An 18,442-nucleotide genomic window follows, 5' to 3' on the forward strand; every position below is an offset into this window, starting at 1 on the left:
CGAGTTGAGGCATTGTGTAAGAATTTTGCCAACGAGGTAGAAAGAAAAAGAGCATAAAATACCGCATACAGATTCATTTGAGGCAATGGAGATGAAAACCAGAAATCGTGGAAGCCTTTGCTGACACGATTTCCGCTTTAAGGGGTTCATCGGAATGGTTTGCCGATTGAATCTGTATGCGGTATTTTATGCTCTTTGTCTCATCACTATTTTCAAAATTTTACTCAACCTCAAACGGAATCTCGTACTTTGCAAAAATCCGCTGCGCCATCTTGTCCCATGCCTGCTCCAGTGATTTGTCCAGCGTGAACAGGTTCATAGATGTTCCTGTCGTACAGCTAAGTTTTGTCCCATCATATTTAAAATTCAGGTACAGTCCCTGCACATCTGCCGGAGCAAATGAAAGATGTTCCTGTTCGAGAAGCCGTGCAATATTCGGTGCTGACATAGAAAGAACAAAATGAAATCCCAGCGGAGTACGCTTTCCTTTGATCAGAGAAAGACAAAACTCGCGAAGTTCCTTCCAGAGAGCATATTCCCGGTCATCCAGAGCTTCTTTTTCTTCAGCACTGAAGAAATCTTTTTTTAGTCGTCCGTTAAATTGAAAGGTATTAAAAGTTGTGATATCTCCTTCAATAAATAAAAAGGAATCAAATGCAGGATGCAGTAAAAGTGCGTTCATGCATTTTTTTGTATCCAGAGAAAAAATAAGCATAGACTTCCTCCCGTCATCAGTGTAATAGTATCAGTATAGCATAAATCTTGAGATATGCATAAGAATTTGATACAATACGGGAAAGAAAAAGGATGGATAACAAGATGAAAATAGAATTAAACCGGGATCAGATCAAATACATTGCAGTGTTTGCTATGCTGCTCAATCACGTTGCAAATATATTTCTGCAACCAGGAACCTTTGCCTGCGAAACGCTAAAGGATATCGGTTATTTTACAGCACCGGTCATGTGCTGGTTTCTGGTTGAAGGATACCGTTATACAAGGTCAGTAAAAAAATATGCCGGAAGACTGCTGATCTTTGCTGTCATTTCACAGCTTCCGTATTATCTGGCATTTGCGCGGAATCATCTGGCACCGTGGTATACTTTAAATATGATATTTACACTTTTTCTGTGTCTGTGTCTGATGATCGCAGAGGAAAAAATATCAGATCCGGGAAAGAAAAGTCTGGTTGTACTGGGAATTATAGCAGTAAGCAGTATCTGTGACTGGGCAATTCTGGCTCCATTGTATACGCTTTGGTTTTACCGGGCAGGAGAGGATCCAAAGCGCCGGAAAAAGGCTTTTTTTATTGCAGCACTTGTTCTGGGGATTACGGTGACAGCAGCACTTCCGGGAGCTGCAGGAATCGCAGCGGGAGCAGGAGCAATGATTGCAGTACTGGCAGCGGGAGGCTGTGTTTTGGTATTTTATAACGGAAAAAAATCACAGAAACATTTTCTTGTGAAAAAGTATTTTTTTTACGTGTTTTACCCTGCACATTTGGTGATTTTGGCATTATTAAAGATTTGACTTTTATAATAGAAGAAAGTAAAATGAATAAGTTAGAGTATTTATCACATGATTCAATGAAAATGAAACTCATATTTTAATAAAAGATAGGATGCATAGCATGAAGAAAAGAACGATGGAGAAAGAACATCAGGCAGAAGAAAGAAGAAAAAAAGTTCTGATGGAAATTGCAGGAGCGGTTGTTGTACTGACTGTAATTGTAAGTATTGGTCTTTCGCATCTTGGAACAGATAAGGTGAATACATCAGCAGGAGTAAAAGCAATCAAGAAGCTTGAAAAAGCAGATGTATCTGCGGTGGAGACCAAAATTTCAAATATTGAGAAAGAAGAAAAACAGGCGACAGAGGACTGGCAGAACCGTCCGTTGTCCGAAAAATTTGCACATGCGGTGATTCTCGGAGATTCGATCACAACCGGTTTTACCGTATATGATGTGCTTGATACTTCTAAGGTTGTAGCGGAAAAAGGAATGCACCTTGATCAGACCGGTGATCTGATCAGGACAGCAGCAGAGTTAAAGCCGGAAGTCCTCTTTCTGGCACTTGGACTGAATGACATTTCCGGAACAGATGGAGATACAGATGCATTTATTGAAAAATACAAAGCGGTACTTGCAAATGTGCGTGAGCAGATGCCCGATGCAGTGCTCTATATCAACTGTGTTCTTCCAGTTTCCACTCAAAAAGAAGAAGAAGAGCCGGTTTATGCCAAGATTCCGGATTATAATACCGCACTTAAAGCAATGTGTGATGAAGAAGGAATTACATTTATCGATAATACAGAGATCGTAAAAGATGAGTATTATGAGCAGGATGGCGAGCATATGAAGGCGGAGTATTATCCAATCTGGGCAGAACATATGGCGGAGGTGGCCGGAATATGACAAAGAAAAAAGGGGAATTTACAGTTCTGCGTAATATCAGAGCTGGGATGGTAATTATTTTGCTTATCTATATCGGTCTGATCTTTCAGTCTAAGGGAGACAGCGATACACCGTTTGCAGATGTACAGAAAGCGGTTGTGGATGCGGCAGATGACAAGAACATGACACTTGCCGGAACCCAGGAGATCAAGAGATTCTATGGGATCAATCCAAAGGATTATGAAGATATAACACTGTATTATACGAATGAAACAATGGGAGTCAACGAGCTCCTTCTGGTGAAAACAAAGGACGAGAATGAGGCAGAGGCAGTTGAGAAAGCCGCAGAACAGCGAAAAAAGACACAGCTCGATAATTTTGAAGGATATGGGGCCGAGCAGGTAAAGCTTCTGGATGCTTCGATCATTAAGACGAAAGGTACATACGTGCTTTTTGTTATTTCACCAAAAGCTGAAACTGTAGAAAAGGCGTTTACAAAGAGCCTGAAGTAGATAAAAGGAAACGAAAAAGTTATGTTATTTAGTAGTCTGGTATTTTTGTTTACATTTTTGCCAATTACACTGTTGGTATATTATTTGGTGCCGCGTAAGGTAAAAAATGTGGTACTTTTGATCGCTTCCCTCATATTTTATGCGTGGGGAGAGCCGGTCTATATCTTCCTGATGCTGATTTCCATTCTGTTCAATTATTTTTGCGGGATGGACATTGCATTAAAAGCAGGAAGAAAATCGCAGGTGCGCAGTCTGATCTTTACGATCGTTGTAAACCTGTTTATTCTTGGATTTTTCAAATATTACGGATTTATCGTAACAAATTTAAATGCGATCCTTCCGTTCTATATTCCATATAGAAAACTGGAGCTCCCAATCGGAATTTCTTTCTATACTTTCCAGACATTGTCTTACATCATTGATGTATATAGGGGAAATGTAGACGTACAGGTAAATCTGATTGATTTCGGAACCTATGTTACAATGTTCCCACAGCTGATCGCAGGTCCGATCGTACAGTATGCAGATGTGGAGAGACAACTGCGTGAAAGAAAGGAATCACTGACGAAGTTTGGATACGGTGCCTGGTTCTTTGTGATGGGACTGGCAAAGAAGGTGCTTTTGGCGAATACGATTGGTTCGATTTATGAAAATATCGCGGCGATGGATGGAATGTCAGTAGTGACTGCATGGCTTGGATGTCTTGCCTACACTTTCCAGATTTATTTCGATTTCAGCGGTTATTCGGACATGGCAGTCGGACTTGGAAAGATGTTCGGATTTGAGTTTATGCAGAACTTCAATTATCCGTATATTTCCAAAAGTGTTACCGAGTTCTGGAGAAGATGGCATATTTCGCTGGGATCATGGTTCCGCGAGTATGTGTATATTCCGCTTGGAGGAAACAGGGTAACGGTTCCGCGGCATTTACTGAATCTTCTGATCGTATGGTTCCTGACCGGTCTCTGGCACGGGGCAAGCTGGAACTTTGTAGTATGGGGGCTCTTCTACGGAGTGATCCTCATTACTGAAAAATATTTTACAGGAAAAATACTTGCAAAGCTGCCGGAGGCAGTCCAGACACTTTACACAATGATTCTGGTCATGCTCGGCTGGGTACTGTTCTTCAGCCCGACACTCGGAAGCGCACTTACCTGGATCGGCAATATGTTCGGACAGGGTGCAACCGGATTTATGGACAGCCAGGCATTGTACCTGATCATGCGAAACTGGCTCTTCTGGGTGGCAGGGATCATAGGAAGTACACCGTTTATGCATCTGCTCGGAAAGCGGCTGGTATTTGATGAGGAAAGACCGCATACGGTTCTGGCAGGCTGCCTGATGGCAGGACTGTTTGTGCTGTGTGTGGCATATCTGGTGACAGAAAGTTACAATCCATTTTTATATTTTAGATTTTAAGGAAAGACAATGGTAGAAAGAAAGAATAATAAACAAAAAAACAGAACAAAGTATTTTCTGCCAGGAGGGAAAAAACAGATCCAGGCAGTATGTGCGTTTTTATTTCTGGGAGTCCTTATTCTCAGCTGCGGAGTAAACCTTATGCATAAAGACAGGCAGATGTCAGAAAAAGAAATGCGTATGCTGGCGCAGAAACCGGAAATTTCTCTTTCCGGAATTGCTTCCGGAAGGTTTATGGAGCAGTACGAGGAGTATGTATCGGATCAGTTTGCAGGAAGAGATACCTGGGTAAGAATCAAGACATTTGCGGACAGTGTGGCGGGGAGGACAGAAGAAGGTGGTGTTTTCAAAGGAAAGGATCATTATCTGATGGAAGATGTTGCTGTGGCAGATGAAAGTGATCTGAAAGAGAATCTGGATGCAATGAAGAATTTTAAAGAGCGTTATCCGGATATCCAGATGCATATGATGCTGGTCCCAAATGCGGCAAATGTTATGGAGGACAAGCTTCCGGCATTTGCGGTGACTGCCAGTCAGAGCAGACAGATCAGCCGTGTAAAGGCAGAACTTGGAGATTCTTATGACTGGATCGATGCAGAAAAAGTACTGGATGCTCACAAGGATGAAGCAATTTATTATCACACGGATCATCACTGGACTTCTCTTGGTGCATGGTATGCATTCCAGGGAGCAAAGACGCAGCTTGGACTGGATAAGAGTGAAGAAATTAAGATGAAAGCCTATGCGGTATCGGATTCTTTTAACGGAACGTTATCCGCAAAGAGTGGATATGAGACAGATTATAAGGAACCAATCTATATTTATCTGCCAAAGAGTGCGGATGCACCACAGGTTGCAGTCAATTATGTGGAAGAACAGAAAAAGAGTGCTTCTATGTATGATTCATCCAAACTGGATGAGAGAGATCAATATTCCGTATTCTTCGGTGGAAATCATGCAATGATCGATATCCAGTCAACACAGACAGAAAAACGCAGACTTCTGGTGTTCAAAGATTCATATGCAAACTGTTTTCTTCCGCTTCTGGCTCCGTATTACCGGGAAATCGTTGTGATCGACCCTCGTTATTATACCGGTAAATTAAGTTCTGTGATGTCAGATAAACAGTTTGATGATGTGCTGTTCCTGTATAATGCCAATACATTCTTTGAAGACCGGATGCTGGCGGGGGTACTGGATGAGAATTAACAGGAGAAAAACATGGCAAATAAAATAGAAAAGCAATTTCTGGACACGGAAAATAAAGGACCGGTCCGGCTGAACAAATATTTAAGTGAAGCTGGTGTATGTTCCAGAAGGGAAGCGGACAAACTGATAGCAGCCGGACAGGTGACGGTTGACGGTGTGCGTGCAGAGACCGGAATGAAGGTAGAGCCGTGGCAGGTTGTCCGGATTGGGAAAAAGCAGGTATCCAGACAGGAAGAGATGATCGTGCTTGCGGTCAATAAGCCGCGTGGAATTGTCTGTACTGAGGAAAGACGGGAGAGAGACAGTATTGTACGTTTTCTTAACTATCCGGTACGGATTACTTATGTAGGACGTCTGGATAAGGATTCGGAAGGGCTGCTTCTGATGACGAACAACGGCGACATTATCAACCGGATGATGCGTGCGGCAAATAAACATGAAAAAGAATATAAAGTTACAGTTGATAAGCCTGTGACAGATGAATTTCTCAAGGAGATGGCAGGCGGTGTCCCGATCCTGGATACTGTCACAAGACCATGCCAGGTAGAAAAGCTTGGAAAATATAAATTTAAGATCATTCTGACACAGGGACTCAACCGGCAGATCCGCCGGATGTGTGAGGCACTTGGCTACGAGGTAAAGGAGCTGCGGAGAGTGCGGATCATGAATATCGAACTTGGTAATTTAAAGCCGGGAGAATACCGGAAGGTTACGGATCAGGAACTGAATGAACTCTATGAGCTGATCAGGGATTCAAAGTCAGAGCCGACACCGTGGAAGAATAATTAAAAGTGTGGATTTGGATATGGATAAGATGAAAAGGATGCAGGAGCTGGTAGAGCTTCTGAATAAAGCCGGAAAAGCTTATTATCAGGATGCGCAGGAAATTATGAGCAATTATGAGTATGATGCGCTGTATGATGAACTGAAAGATCTGGAAGAAGAGCTGGGAACCGTTATGGCTTCCAGTCCGACGGTGAATGTAGGATATGAAGTATTAAGTGAGCTTCCGAAAGAACGTCATGAGTCACCGATGCTTTCTCTTGACAAGACAAAAGAAGTGGCAAGGCTGAAGGAATTTGTCGGAGACCAGATGGCTGTGATCTCATGGAAGATGGATGGTCTGACGATCGTTCTGACCTATCGTGACGGCGAACTTTTTAAGGCAGTTACAAGAGGAAATGGGGAAGTCGGTGAGGTCATTACCAACAATGCGAAAGTATTTAAAAACGTGCCGCTTCATATTCCGTATAAAGGGGAACTGATCCTGCGAGGGGAAGCGGTGATCGGTTACAAAGATTTTGAGCGGATCAATGAAGAAATTGATGACGTGGATGCAAAATATAAAAATCCACGGAATCTGTGCAGTGGTTCTGTCCGCCAGCTGAACAACAAGATCACGGCACAGAGAAACGTAAAATTCTATGCATTTACCCTGGTACGTGCAGAAAATGTGGATTTCCACAATTCCAGAAAAGAACAGCTTGACTGGCTGGAAGATCAGGGATTTGATGTGGTGGAGCATTATCTGGTGACAAGGGAAGAACTGGATGAGAAGGTTGCATTTTTTGCAGAAAAGATCGTAGAAAATGATTTTCCGTCAGATGGTCTGGTTCTTGTATATGATGACATTGCGTATGGGCAGTCGCTTGGGAGAACGGCAAAATTTCCACGTGATTCTTTTGCTTTCAAATGGGCAGATGAGATCCGCGAGACGCACCTTCTGGAGATTGAATGGAGTCCATCAAGAACAGGGCTTATTAATCCGGTAGCGATCTTTGAACCGGTAGAGCTGGAAGGAACAACGGTAAGCCGTGCAAGTGTACACAATTTAAGTATTATGGAGGAGCTGCATCTGGGAATCGGGGATACGATCGAAGTCTATAAGGCGAATATGATCATTCCACAGATTGCAAAGAATCTGACCGGCAGTGATAATATTGAGATCCCGAAAGTCTGTCCGGTTTGTGGTGGAGCTACGGAGATCCGTCAGATGAATGATGCAAAGTCGTTGTATTGCACAAATCCGATGTGTCAGGCAAAAAGAATCAAATCCTTTGCATTGTTTGTCAGCAGGGATGCACTCAATATTGATGGGCTTTCTGAGGCGACACTGGAGAAATTTATTGCGAGAGGATTCATTCACAAATACAGAGATATCTTCCATCTGGATTCCTATCAGGAAGAAATTCAGACGATGGAAGGCTTTGGAGAAAAATCCTATGCGAACCTGATCGCAAGCGTGGATAAGGCGAGAAGCACAACACTTGCTAAAGTGGTATATGGACTTGGGATTGCAGGAATCGGTCTCGCAAATGCAAAACTGATCTGCCGCCATTTTAAAAATGATGTGGAAAAAATGACAGGAGCATCTGAAGAAGAACTGAGTGATATCCAGGGGGTAGGTCCGGTGCTTGCGGCGGCATTTGTAAAATATTTTATATCAGAGGAAAGAAAAAAGGAATTTAAGCTCCTTCTCGGAGAACTGGAGATCCAGCCGGAAGAGATGGCAGAGGAACAGAAATTTGCAGGTATGAGTTTCGTTATCACTGGCAGCGTGAATCATTTTGCAAACCGGAATGAGGTAAAAGAACTGGTTGAGAAGATGGGTGGAAAAGTGACCGGATCTGTAACGAAGAAGACAAATTATCTGATCAACAATGATGTAGAGTCTGCTTCTTCCAAGAACAGAAAGGCGAAAGAACTTGGAGTGCCGATCATTTCAGAGGAAGAGTTTATAGAACTTGCAGGGGTGGAAATCGAATAAGAAGGACAGAGGAATCTGTCTGAATACGACCGAAAAAAGGAGGACCAGCCAATGGCAGAAAATGACCAGAAGGACAAGACAGTTGAAAAAGTAACCGGTGAGGTAGAAAATACAGACAAAAAAGAAAATAACGAAGATCGCTATGAAAAGGTCTGCTTCATCTGTCACAGACCGGAGAGTGTGACCGGAAAGATGATCGATCTTCCGAACAATATCTGCGTGTGCCCGGACTGTATGCAAAAAAGCTTTGATGCAATGAACAATATGAATTTTGGCGGGATGGATTACAGCCAGTTTATGAACATGGGACCGATGATGGGATTTGGAGACATGGATGCACAGATCCCGAAGAGCCAGCGTGTGAAAAAGAAAAAGCCGGAAGAAGAAAAAGAACCGATCCTGAATATCAAGGATATTCCTGCTCCGCATAAGATCAAAGCGAAACTGGATGAATATGTAGTAGGACAGGAATACGCCAAGAAGGTAATGTCGGTTGCCGTATACAATCATTATAAAAGAGTGGCAACGGATACAATGGATGAGATTGAAATCGAGAAATCCAATATGCTGATGATCGGACCTACCGGCTCTGGAAAGACGTATCTGGTAAAGACACTGGCAAAACTTTTGGATGTGCCGCTTGCAATTACAGATGCGACCTCTCTTACCGAGGCCGGCTACATAGGGGATGATATTGAAAGTGTAGTATCAAAGCTCCTTGCAGCTGCGGACAACGACGTAGATAAGGCGGAACAGGGAATTATCTTTATCGATGAGATCGACAAGATTGCGAAGAAGAAGAATACCAGCCAGAGAGATGTCAGCGGAGAATCCGTACAGCAGGGAATGTTAAAGCTGTTAGAAGGCAGCGAAGTGGAAGTGCCGGTAGGAGCCAACAGTAAGAATGCGATGGTTCCGCTCACTACAGTCAATACAAAGAATATCCTTTTTATCTGTGGCGGTGCGTTCCCGGATCTTGAGCAGATCATCAAGGAAAGACTGATGAAGAATTCTTCTATCGGGTTTGGAGCGGATCTGAAAGACAAATATGATCATGATAAGAAAATACTGGAGAAGGTGACGACAGAAGATCTGCGTAACTTCGGAATGATTCCGGAATTTCTGGGACGTCTCCCGATCGTATTTACGCTTCAGGGACTGGATGAAGAGATGATGGTTCAGATATTAAAAGAGCCGAAAAATGCGATCCTCAAGCAGTATCAGAAGCTTCTGGCACTGGATGAGGTCAATCTGAAATTCGATGATGGTGCACTTCATGCGATCGCAAGAAAGGCAATGAAGAAGGATACCGGAGCCCGTGCACTGCGTGCGATCATTGAAGAATTCATGCTGGATATTATGTATGAGATTCCGAAGGATGACAGCATCGGGGAAGTGACGATCACGGAGGCATATATCGAAGGAACCGGAGGACCGCTGATCGAGCTGAGAAGCCAGTCTGTACCAAGGCTTGAGCATCACTAAGTATAACAATAACCTTCATATATCAAAAAAACATGGCGATCATACAAAAATAGAATGGGAAATATCCGTAAATTTAAGATTTACGGGTATTTTTTTGTTGAAAAATTGTATTAAAAGGTGTACATTAAAAAATGTGTCTAAAAAAACAAGATATAAACAGGAGAGAGAGAGAATGGAGACTTATAAGTATTTACTGGATCTTGCAATTATTTTACTTTGTACTAAAGCACTTGGTCTTGCGACCAGAAAGGTACAGATGCCACAGGTTGTAGGGGCACTTCTTGCAGGAGTTCTTCTTGGACCGGCGATGCTTGGGATTTTGACAGAGACAAGCTTTATACATAACGTTGCAGAGATCGGTGTTATCGTGCTGATGTTTTGTGCAGGTCTGGAAACTGATATACAGGAATTGAAGGCAAGTGGAAAAGCATCCTTCGTTATTGCACTGATAGGTGTTATCGTTCCACTGATCGGCGGTTATGCGACTGCAATGTTCTTTAACCGTCCGGATGTGATCGCATCCGATGCATCCTGCAGCGTATTTTTGCAGAATATCTTTATCGGTGTTATCCTGACAGCAACTTCCGTAAGTATTACGGTAGAGACATTAAAAGAACTTGGTAAATTAAAAACCAAATCCGGAAATGCGATTCTTGGAGCTGCGATCATTGATGACGTGCTTGGTATCATTGCACTGACACTGGTAACAAGTATGGCAGATGAATCAGTAAAGATTTCAGTTGTATTACTGAAGATCGTTGCATTCTTCGCATTTGCAGGTGTGATCGGACTGATCTTTTACAAGATATTTAAAAAGTGGACAGATCAGGCGGAAAAGGGACTCAGACGTCATGCGATTATGGCATTTGTATTCTGTCTGTTGATGGCTTATGTGGCAGAGAAATTCTTCGGTGTTGCAGATATCACAGGTGCATTTATTGCCGGACTGATCATTTCCAATACAAGTAAATCTGATTTCGTGCTGAAGAAATTTGATACCATGTCTTATATGTTGCTTTCACCGGTATTTTTCGCAAGTATCGGACTGAAGGTAGAACTTCCGAAGATGAGTACTGCAATTGTAGGCTTTGCAGTGGTTCTTACCATTGTTGCGATCCTGACAAAGATCGTTGGCTGCGCCCTTGGTGCGAAGATGTGTGGATATAAGAATTATCAGTGTGCACGAATCGGTGTCGGAATGATCTCCCGTGGTGAGGTTGCGCTGATCGTTGCCAGCAAGGGAGAAGCACTCGGTATGATGGGCGGTAATTTCCTCGGACCGGTTATCATCGTGGTAGTGATCACAACGATCATCACACCAATTCTTCTGAAAATCGTATTCAAGAGCGGTCCGAATGTAAGTACCCTGGAAAAAGGAAAAGAAGTGACTTCCTTCTACGAGGATATTGAAAAGAAACGTACCGAATAAAGAATGGATATGGAGTGCAAAATGCGTAACCGTCCAGTATCATAGTAATAAGAAAGAAAAATCCCTCATATATTTTCCAAAAGAAAGTATATGAGGGATTTTTATGCTACAGGAAGAATGTAAAGAAAAGATCCTGTCAGAAGAATACAGGGATTTTATGATGAGGGATACCGGTGCTCTTGGGAAAAACTTTCCTTTGGAAAACGGATGCCGGATACCGTTGAAATACGGTTTTGAGCTTTTTTATATTGACCAGAGTGAAGACAGAAAAAAGTCACTTGCCGATTATCCTTATACAATGGTTCCGAAGTGTTATACAACACTGGATATGGCAGCAATCCAGCAGGCGGGAATTGCTGCGGTTCAGAATATACCTGGTCTGGAACTGAGTGGTGAAGGAGTTCTGGTTGGGATCATTGATACTGGGATCAACTATCTGGATCCCATTTTCCGGAATCTGGATGGTTCGACCAGGATCCAGCGAATCTGGGATCAGGAAGAACAAAGTGGAACAGCGCCACGGGAAATCGGATATGGAAGTGAATATACGAAGGAACAAATCAATCAGGCAATCCTAAGTGAGAATCCCAAGGAAACCGTTCCGTCATTTGATACGGACGGACATGGCACTTTTGTTGCAAGTGTGGCATGCGGAGGGGCAAATCCGGAGAATCTGTTTATCGGGGCAGCGCCGGAGGCAGAGATGGTGATCGTGAAGCTGAAAGAGGCAAAAGAATATTTACGGGAGTACTATTTTATAGACCGGGATGCCGGATGCTATCAGGAAAATGATTTGGTAGCGGCGGTTTTTTATCTGCAGAAGGTACAAGAAGAGCTGAAAAGACCATTGGTGATCTGTCTGGCAGTTGGAACAAGCTTTGGAGGACATGGAGGATATTCAATCCTGTCAGAGTATCTGCAAAATGTAGCGGCGAGCGAAGGAATCGGGATTGTGACCGGAAGTGGCAACGAGGCAGATAAAAGGCATCATTATCTGGGAATTCTGGAACAGGAAAATAATCTGCCGGTCGAGATTAATGTAGGGAATAATACCAGAGGTTTTGTGATGGAACTATGGACAGAACTTCCGAATCTTCTGGCTCTTTCTATCGCATCTCCAACAGGACAGACAGTAGGACCGATCTCGCTCAAACGGGGAATAGGAGAGTATGTGTTTGTATTCGAGCAGACCAGGGTAATATTTAATTACCGGGTTCTGGTAGAGACGACCGGGGCACAGCTGGCATTTTTTCAGTTTGAAAGACCGGGAAGCGGAATCTGGAAGATTATACCGGAAACACTGGAGCTGGGGAATGGAATCTTTCATATCTGGCTTCCAATGGAAGAGTTTCTGACGGGAAATGTCTATTTTATCCGTGCAAATCCGGAATATACGGTGATGGAACCAGGGGATACCGGGGCGGTGGTCTGTGCAGCGTACTATAATGGAAAGGAAAATAGCATTGCAGTCAGTTCGGGAAGAGGTTATACTAGAGATAACAGAATCAAACCGGATTTTGCTGCGCCGGGGATCAATGTGACAGGGATCAATTTAAGGGGGCAGTTTGTTGCAAGATCTGGTTCCAGTATAGCAGTTGGAATCACTTCCGGAGCACTGGCACTTTTTATGGAGTGGCTGGATAGGCATGGAGTGAATCTGGATGCATCACAGATGAAGAATCTGCTGATATTGGGAGCTTCACGGAAGACAGACATGAATTATCCGAACCAGGAATGGGGATATGGAGCATTGAACCTTTACCGTACTTTTGAGCAGATCAGGCGGTTCTGAAAAATACGCAGATGCGAAAGGGGAAAAAGTAAATGAGTGATTTTTTTGATACAATAGGAAAGCGGATTTCAGATACCGTGGATGATCTTGGAAAGAAGGCAGGAGATACGATCGATATTCAGAAAAAGAAAAATGAGATCTATGGTCTGAAGCGAGACAGCGAGCGGGATATGACAGAGATCGGACGATTGGTATATGAGCGTTTCAAACAGGGGGAAGTGGTAGATACCGATTTTATCGCACTCTGCGAAGCAATCGAAAAGCGTGAAGAACAGACAAAGGTATGCGAGCAGGAAATCGCGCGAATCAAAGGAGAATAATTATGGAAATCCTGAGCATTTTAACCGGAGCTTTTGTTGCCGGGGGCGATCTTGGAATTAAAAAATATACTGAAGAAAATGTAAGAGACGGGGAAGAACGCCGGATTTGGAAAGGAAAAGGAATCTACCGCAAAGTCCACAACAAAGGTCTGATGATGAATCATCTGGATTCCAGACCAAAGCTGGTAAAAGGCATGTCGGCGGCAGCACTTGGAATCCTGTTTTTCTGGGAGCACCTTCTTTGGAAAGAACCGGGACGCAAACTGGCAAAGCTTGGAACATCGCTGATGCTGGGCGGAGCAGTTGGTAATACTTATGACCGTTTCAAAAGAGGTTATGTGGTCGATTATCTGTCTCTGAAAACAAAGAACAGGAAACTCTCGGATATCACTTTTAATCTCTCGGATCTGGCTCTTTTTGCAGGAGCGATCCTGACGGTATGGAGTTCTTTATTTGGAAAAAAGAGATAAAAATGATTCAATGTATCTGAAAAAATACTTGACTGTTTTTAAAGAGTTGAGGTATTATAAACCTTGCTGATATGGCGTTGTCTGGCATATACCATATAGAAAAAAGAATAGAATCTCGGTTATATTGGAAACGATACATTCCTCCGGAATGATGAACGAACAACACATTTTCTGTTACGCTTATTATGAAGGAGGATATTTTTATGCCAAAAAACAAATTTCAAGACGTTATTTTCACAATTATCATGGTGTTCGTGATGGTTTATACCATGATCTGTTACAACATTGCTCTCAACGTAGGAGGAATGAACAACCAGGTATTTTTAAATGCATTCCACGAGCTGGTCATTATGGGACCAATTGCATTCATCCTTGATTTTTTCCTGATCGGACCATTTGCAAAGAAAAAAGCATTTTCCATTGTTAATCTGGAAAGAGATAATAACTTTCACCTGGTGATCGCCATTTCCGTAGTATCCATCATCGGAATGTGTCCACTTATGAGCCTTGCAGCAACCCTGCTCTTCAAGAATGCGGGAACCCAGTTCATATCCGTCTGGTTCCAGACCACAGCAATCAACTTCCCGATGGCATTCTTCTGGCAGCTCTGCTTCGCCGGTCCACTGGTAAGAAAGATTTTCACATTATTATTCCCAGAAAAAGAAACATCCAAAATCGCTGATGGTCAGGAAGCCTAATTGAGGTAAAGTGTAAATCCATTTGAAAATATAAAACAATGATTTACGGCTCCAGTTCAACACCCAGTCAAAGAAGTAAAACTCAGTCAACAACGTAAATAAAAAATAATCCCTGGTAGATGCGTCTTTGCACGATGGAAACGAGACTTAATCAATTGTGGAAGCCATTGCTGACACAATTGATGCTTTGAAAGGCTCGTTGGAATGGTTCGTGCAACTTAGCAGCTACCAGGGATTATTTTTTATGCTCTCTTGCGACTACCCCTCAAGTTCTTTCAACACTTTCCTAAACTGAAACGTAAACAAAACCGTCGTGAAGGATACAGCCAGGAAGTCTGCAATCGGTTCAGCCATATACACTGCATTGGTCTTGTTCCCGGTCAGAATATGCGGCAGCAGATAGATCAGTGGCAGCAACAGGATAAATTTACGTGTAACAGCGACAGCAATCGAAGCCTTTGCTTTTCCGAATGATGTAAATGCCATCTGGCATGCGATCTGGATTCCGAAAAGCAGCAGGCAGGCACAGTAAATCCGGAGTGCTGATTTAGTAAAACCAAGCAGTGCAGAATCGGAAGTAAACATTTCTGCAAACACCTGAGGGAAGAGCATAATAAATGCCCACAGAATTGTGGAATAACAGAGGCTTGCTGTTAAAAGAAGCCTGAAAGCTTTTTTTACACGATCTCTGTTTTTTGCACCGTAATTATAGCTCAGGACTGGTTGTGCACCCTGTCCAAGACCCTGCAGTGGCAGCATTGCGAACTGCATGACACTGGTAAGGATCGTCATGGCACCAACTGCGATATCTCCTCCGTATTTCAGCAGAGAAGAGTTGAAACATACAGAGATGATACTCTCACTAGCCTGCATGATAAATGTGGCAAGCCCGAGAGCGACACAAGGAAGAATAATCTCCGGTTTCAGGATGAGATTCTTTTTCCGGATGTGCAGGATCGTCTTTTTTCCGCAAAGGAAAGAAAGAACCCAGATGCAGGAGACTGCCTGTGACAGAATTGTGGCAAGCGCAGCACCTCTGACACCCAGATGGAATGCAAAGATAAACAGCGGATCCAGAACAATGTTCATCACTGCTCCGATCAGAACAGAGAGCATACCTGTTTTGGCAAAGCCCTGTGTGGTGATAAACATATTCATGCCAAGGGTAAGCTGGACGAAAATAGTGCCGACAGCGTAAATGTTCATATAATTTACAGCGTATTCAATCGTATTTTCACTGGCACCGAAGGCAAGAAGAAAAGTACGGTTACCAAACAGCAGGATGACTGTCAGGATTATAGAAATCAGAATCTGCAGGAAAAAGCAGTTACCCAGAATATGTTCTGCAGTATTAAGATCATTTTTTCCCATTGCAATCGAAGCATGCGGTGCACCACCGCCTCCAACCAGTGCGGCAAAAGCGGAAATGATCATAATCAGTGGCATACATACACCGACTCCGGTAAGGGCAAGTGCCCCATTACCAGGAATGTGTCCGATGTAAATACGGTCAATAATGTTGTACAGCATATTGATGAGCTGTGCGGTGATCGTCGGAAGCGCCAGCCGGAACATCAGCTTTCCGACGGGTTCAGTACCCAGAAAATCTTTGTCTTTGTTCATGTCTAATAATCTCCTTTGTGATAAATAGTTGCTACGTTGGATGCCAGACGTTCATTCAGCGAGGCGAACATCTGGAATTCTTCTAATGAAAATCCGTCAAACAGATTGTGGTAAAAAGCAGACTGGAACGTGTCGATTGCTCCGGTAACATTTTCGCATGATGGCAGCAGGGAAAGATGCGTTTTCCTGCGATCCGTCTGGTCTGCTGTTTTTGAAAGAAGCCCCTTCTGACATAAAAGATCAACTGCCTGGGATACATTCCCTTTTGAGAGCATCCGTAGCTCGACGATATCACCTGCAGTATCTTTTGTGGGGTTATTATGTAAGAAAGCAATGATCTTAGCCTCGATCAGCGAGAGATCATACTGGCGGCATAATTCTTTCAACTTCTGTTTATGCATTTTACCAATTCGCTGCATTAATACAAGCAGATATGTAATGTTCATCCATACACCTCCGTTTTTTAATAAAAAAGAATGTGCCTTGACACATTCTCGTGCCGAGCACAGTCATTTGAAAAATGGTTCTAAAAAGAACCATTTAAACAATATCTTATATCAATTGAGATAAAATGTCAATAGAACGAAAATATGCAAGTTATTTGTTAAAATATAAACGGTATAATTGTATACGAAAATACATTTTTTTACTTTAACATATTGACGTGGAGAAAATTTGCTGTTACAATAATAAACAATTTATAGACCATAGTTCAAGGAGGACATAAGTACATGCTTACAGGATTTAAAAACGCAGTAGAAGTTGATTTCACATTGGAAGAAAATAAAAAGAAAATAGAAGAAGCATTCAAACAGGCTCATGCAGAAGCAGGTGCTGTTTACCCACTGATCATCGGTGGAAAAAAAGTTGAGACAGAAAAGAAGATCGCTTCTGTATCACCGGCTACAAAGGAAGTACTCGGATATGCATGCTCATGCAGCAAAGAACAGGCTGATGAGGCAATCAAGGCATCTTACGAAGCATTCAAAAAATGGAGCCTGACATCTGTAGAAGAAAGAGTACGTGTATTAAGAAGACTTGCAGCACTTCTGATCGAGAACCGTTTCATCATGGATGCATGGAACGTCCTTGAAAGTGGAAAGAACTGGGGAGAAGCTGACGGAGAACTTTGCGAACAGCTTGACTTTATCAATTCTTATGTAATGCATATCCAGAATCTGGAAAAAGGAAAAGAGCTGGTTCCTACAGATGAACTTACAAAATGCGTTTACATCCCGCTCGGTGTAGGTGTGGCTGTTTCTCCATGGAACTTCCCGCTCTCACTGTTTGGTGGAATGATTGTATCTGCAGTTGTTACCGGTAACACGATCTGCTGCAAACCATCTTCAGACGCTCCGATCGTTGCATACAAATTCGTAGAACTCTGCCAGAAAGCCGGTATTCCGGCTGACGTAGTAAGTTACATTCCTGGATCAGGATCAGAGATTGGTGACTTCATCGTAGAACATCCGCTTACAAGATTTGTAAACTTCACAGGATCAAAAGCAGTTGGATGCAGAATCAATGAACATGCAGCCAAGATCGCTGACGGACAGAGATGGATCAAACGTGTTGTGGCTGAGATGGGTGGAAAGAATGCAATTATCGTAGATTCAACAGCAGACATCAAGAAAGCAGCAAATGGAGTTGCAAGCTCTGCATTTACATTCCAGGGACAGAAATGCTCTGCATGCTCAAGAGCAATTGTTCTGGCAGATGTATATGATGAGTTTGTAGATGAAGTTGTAAAATGCGCAGCAGAACTGAAGGCGAACCAGGGATCGGGCGAAAGCAATGCAGCGATGGGACCGGTTATCAACCAGGGCGCTTATAACAGCATTACCAATTACATCGAGATCGGACGTAAAGAAGGAAATGTTGTATTCGGTGGTACATACAGTGACGCAGAAGGATATTATATTGATCCTACTGTAATCCGCGATATCAAGAGAGATGCAAGAATTGCCAATGAAGAAATCTTTGGACCAGTCCTTGCTGTTATCAAAGTAGATTCTTTTGATGAAGCACTTGATGTAGCAAACCAGACAGAATATGGTCTGACAGGATCTGTATACAGTGAGACACGTGAAAATATCCAGAGAGCAAAAGTAGAATTCCAGGTAGGTAACTTATACTTTAACAGAAAATCTACAGCAGCAGTTGTACTTCAGCATCCATTTGGTGGATTTAACATGTCCGGAACAGATGCGAAGACTGGTACAGCAGATTATCTGACAAACTTCATGAACCTTAAATCAATCACAGAAGATCTGAATTCATAGGAAGAGCCGGACTTAAAAAAGGACAGGGAATCAGAGTGTGTATA

The 18,442-nt window shown here is 42.8% G+C and carries 17 protein-coding genes; 14 read left to right on the forward strand and 3 right to left on the reverse strand.

Features of this window, described 5'->3' with window-relative positions:
• Positions 1–220: 220 nt before the first annotated feature.
• Complete coding sequence (locus PGR14_RS10650; protein WP_022220846.1) at positions 221–715, reverse strand: DUF5721 family protein; 495 nt, start codon at positions 713–715, stop codon at positions 221–223.
• Between the two features lie 104 nt (positions 716–819).
• Between PGR14_RS10650 and PGR14_RS10655 the strand changes: the two genes are divergently transcribed.
• The 13 genes from PGR14_RS10655 to PGR14_RS10715 all read left to right on the forward strand — a co-directional run bounded on the left by PGR14_RS10655 (position 820) and on the right by PGR14_RS10715 (position 14,493).
• On the forward strand, positions 820–1,530 hold the full coding sequence (locus tag PGR14_RS10655; protein ID WP_270223362.1) for a TraX family protein: 711 nt from the start codon (positions 820–822) through the stop codon (positions 1,528–1,530).
• 100 nt (positions 1,531–1,630) lie between these two features.
• Positions 1,631–2,413, forward strand: coding sequence for a GDSL-type esterase/lipase family protein (locus tag PGR14_RS10660; protein WP_270223363.1), 783 nt, complete (start codon positions 1,631–1,633; stop codon positions 2,411–2,413).
• Entirely contained in the window at positions 2,410–2,904 is a 495-nt protein-coding gene (locus tag PGR14_RS10665; RefSeq protein ID WP_022220849.1) for a DUF4358 domain-containing protein, read from the forward strand. The genes PGR14_RS10660 and PGR14_RS10665 overlap by 4 nt, the downstream gene beginning before the upstream one ends.
• A 21-nt stretch (positions 2,905–2,925) precedes the next feature.
• Positions 2,926–4,323, forward strand: coding sequence for an MBOAT family O-acyltransferase (locus PGR14_RS10670; protein WP_270223364.1), 1,398 nt, complete (start codon positions 2,926–2,928; stop codon positions 4,321–4,323).
• Between the two features lie 141 nt (positions 4,324–4,464).
• Positions 4,465–5,532, forward strand: coding sequence for a DHHW family protein (locus PGR14_RS10675; protein WP_055249146.1), 1,068 nt, complete (start codon positions 4,465–4,467; stop codon positions 5,530–5,532).
• A gap of 12 nt (positions 5,533–5,544) precedes the next feature.
• Positions 5,545–6,321 carry a pseudouridine synthase gene (locus PGR14_RS10680; protein ID WP_270223365.1) on the forward strand — a complete coding sequence of 259 codons (777 nt, stop codon included), beginning with the start codon at positions 5,545–5,547 and terminating at the stop codon, positions 6,319–6,321.
• A 16-nt stretch (positions 6,322–6,337) separates the two neighbouring features.
• Positions 6,338–8,299: an NAD-dependent DNA ligase LigA gene (gene ligA, locus PGR14_RS10685; RefSeq protein WP_270223366.1), complete on the forward strand. Its 1,962-nt coding sequence runs from the start codon at positions 6,338–6,340 to the stop codon at positions 8,297–8,299.
• Positions 8,300–8,350: 51 nt separating this feature from the next.
• Positions 8,351–9,784, forward strand: coding sequence for an ATP-dependent Clp protease ATP-binding subunit ClpX (clpX, locus tag PGR14_RS10690; RefSeq protein WP_055158510.1), 1,434 nt, complete (start codon positions 8,351–8,353; stop codon positions 9,782–9,784).
• 172 nt (positions 9,785–9,956) lie between these two features.
• The gene (locus tag PGR14_RS10695; RefSeq protein ID WP_270223367.1) at positions 9,957–11,213 is read left to right on the forward strand and encodes a cation:proton antiporter; all 1,257 of its coding nucleotides are present in this window, start codon (positions 9,957–9,959) and stop codon (positions 11,211–11,213) included.
• Between the two features lie 103 nt (positions 11,214–11,316).
• The gene (locus PGR14_RS10700; RefSeq protein ID WP_270223368.1) at positions 11,317–13,005 is read left to right on the forward strand and encodes a S8 family peptidase; all 1,689 of its coding nucleotides are present in this window, start codon (positions 11,317–11,319) and stop codon (positions 13,003–13,005) included.
• Between the two features lie 32 nt (positions 13,006–13,037).
• Positions 13,038–13,325, forward strand: a complete 288-nt coding sequence (locus tag PGR14_RS10705) for a hypothetical protein (RefSeq protein ID WP_270223369.1) — start codon at positions 13,038–13,040, stop codon at positions 13,323–13,325.
• A gap of 2 nt (positions 13,326–13,327) precedes the next feature.
• The gene (locus PGR14_RS10710; protein WP_270223370.1) at positions 13,328–13,795 is read left to right on the forward strand and encodes a signal peptidase II; all 468 of its coding nucleotides are present in this window, start codon (positions 13,328–13,330) and stop codon (positions 13,793–13,795) included.
• A 203-nt stretch (positions 13,796–13,998) separates the two neighbouring features.
• Positions 13,999–14,493, forward strand: coding sequence for a DUF2798 domain-containing protein (locus tag PGR14_RS10715; RefSeq protein WP_117824172.1), 495 nt, complete (start codon positions 13,999–14,001; stop codon positions 14,491–14,493).
• 258 nt (positions 14,494–14,751) lie between these two features.
• Here PGR14_RS10715 and PGR14_RS10720 read toward each other — a convergent pair whose 3' ends face one another.
• The gene (locus PGR14_RS10720) at positions 14,752–16,116 is read right to left on the reverse strand and encodes an MATE family efflux transporter (RefSeq protein ID WP_022220860.1); all 1,365 of its coding nucleotides are present in this window, start codon (positions 16,114–16,116) and stop codon (positions 14,752–14,754) included.
• 2 nt (positions 16,117–16,118) lie between these two features.
• Positions 16,119–16,562: a MarR family winged helix-turn-helix transcriptional regulator gene (locus PGR14_RS10725; protein ID WP_270223371.1), complete on the reverse strand. Its 444-nt coding sequence runs from the start codon at positions 16,560–16,562 to the stop codon at positions 16,119–16,121.
• A gap of 285 nt (positions 16,563–16,847) precedes the next feature.
• Here PGR14_RS10725 and PGR14_RS10730 point away from each other — a divergent pair, with 285 nt between their 5' ends.
• A complete protein-coding gene (locus PGR14_RS10730) occupies positions 16,848–18,398 on the forward strand; it encodes an L-glutamate gamma-semialdehyde dehydrogenase (protein WP_008374262.1) in 1,551 nt (516 codons plus the stop codon).
• The last annotated feature ends 44 nt before the right edge of the window (positions 18,399–18,442 follow it).

Origin of the sequence: Coprococcus sp. AF99-45, from assembly GCF_027663865.1 — a bacterium.
Classification (GTDB): Bacteria; Bacillota; Clostridia; order Lachnospirales; family Lachnospiraceae; genus Allocoprococcus; species Allocoprococcus comes.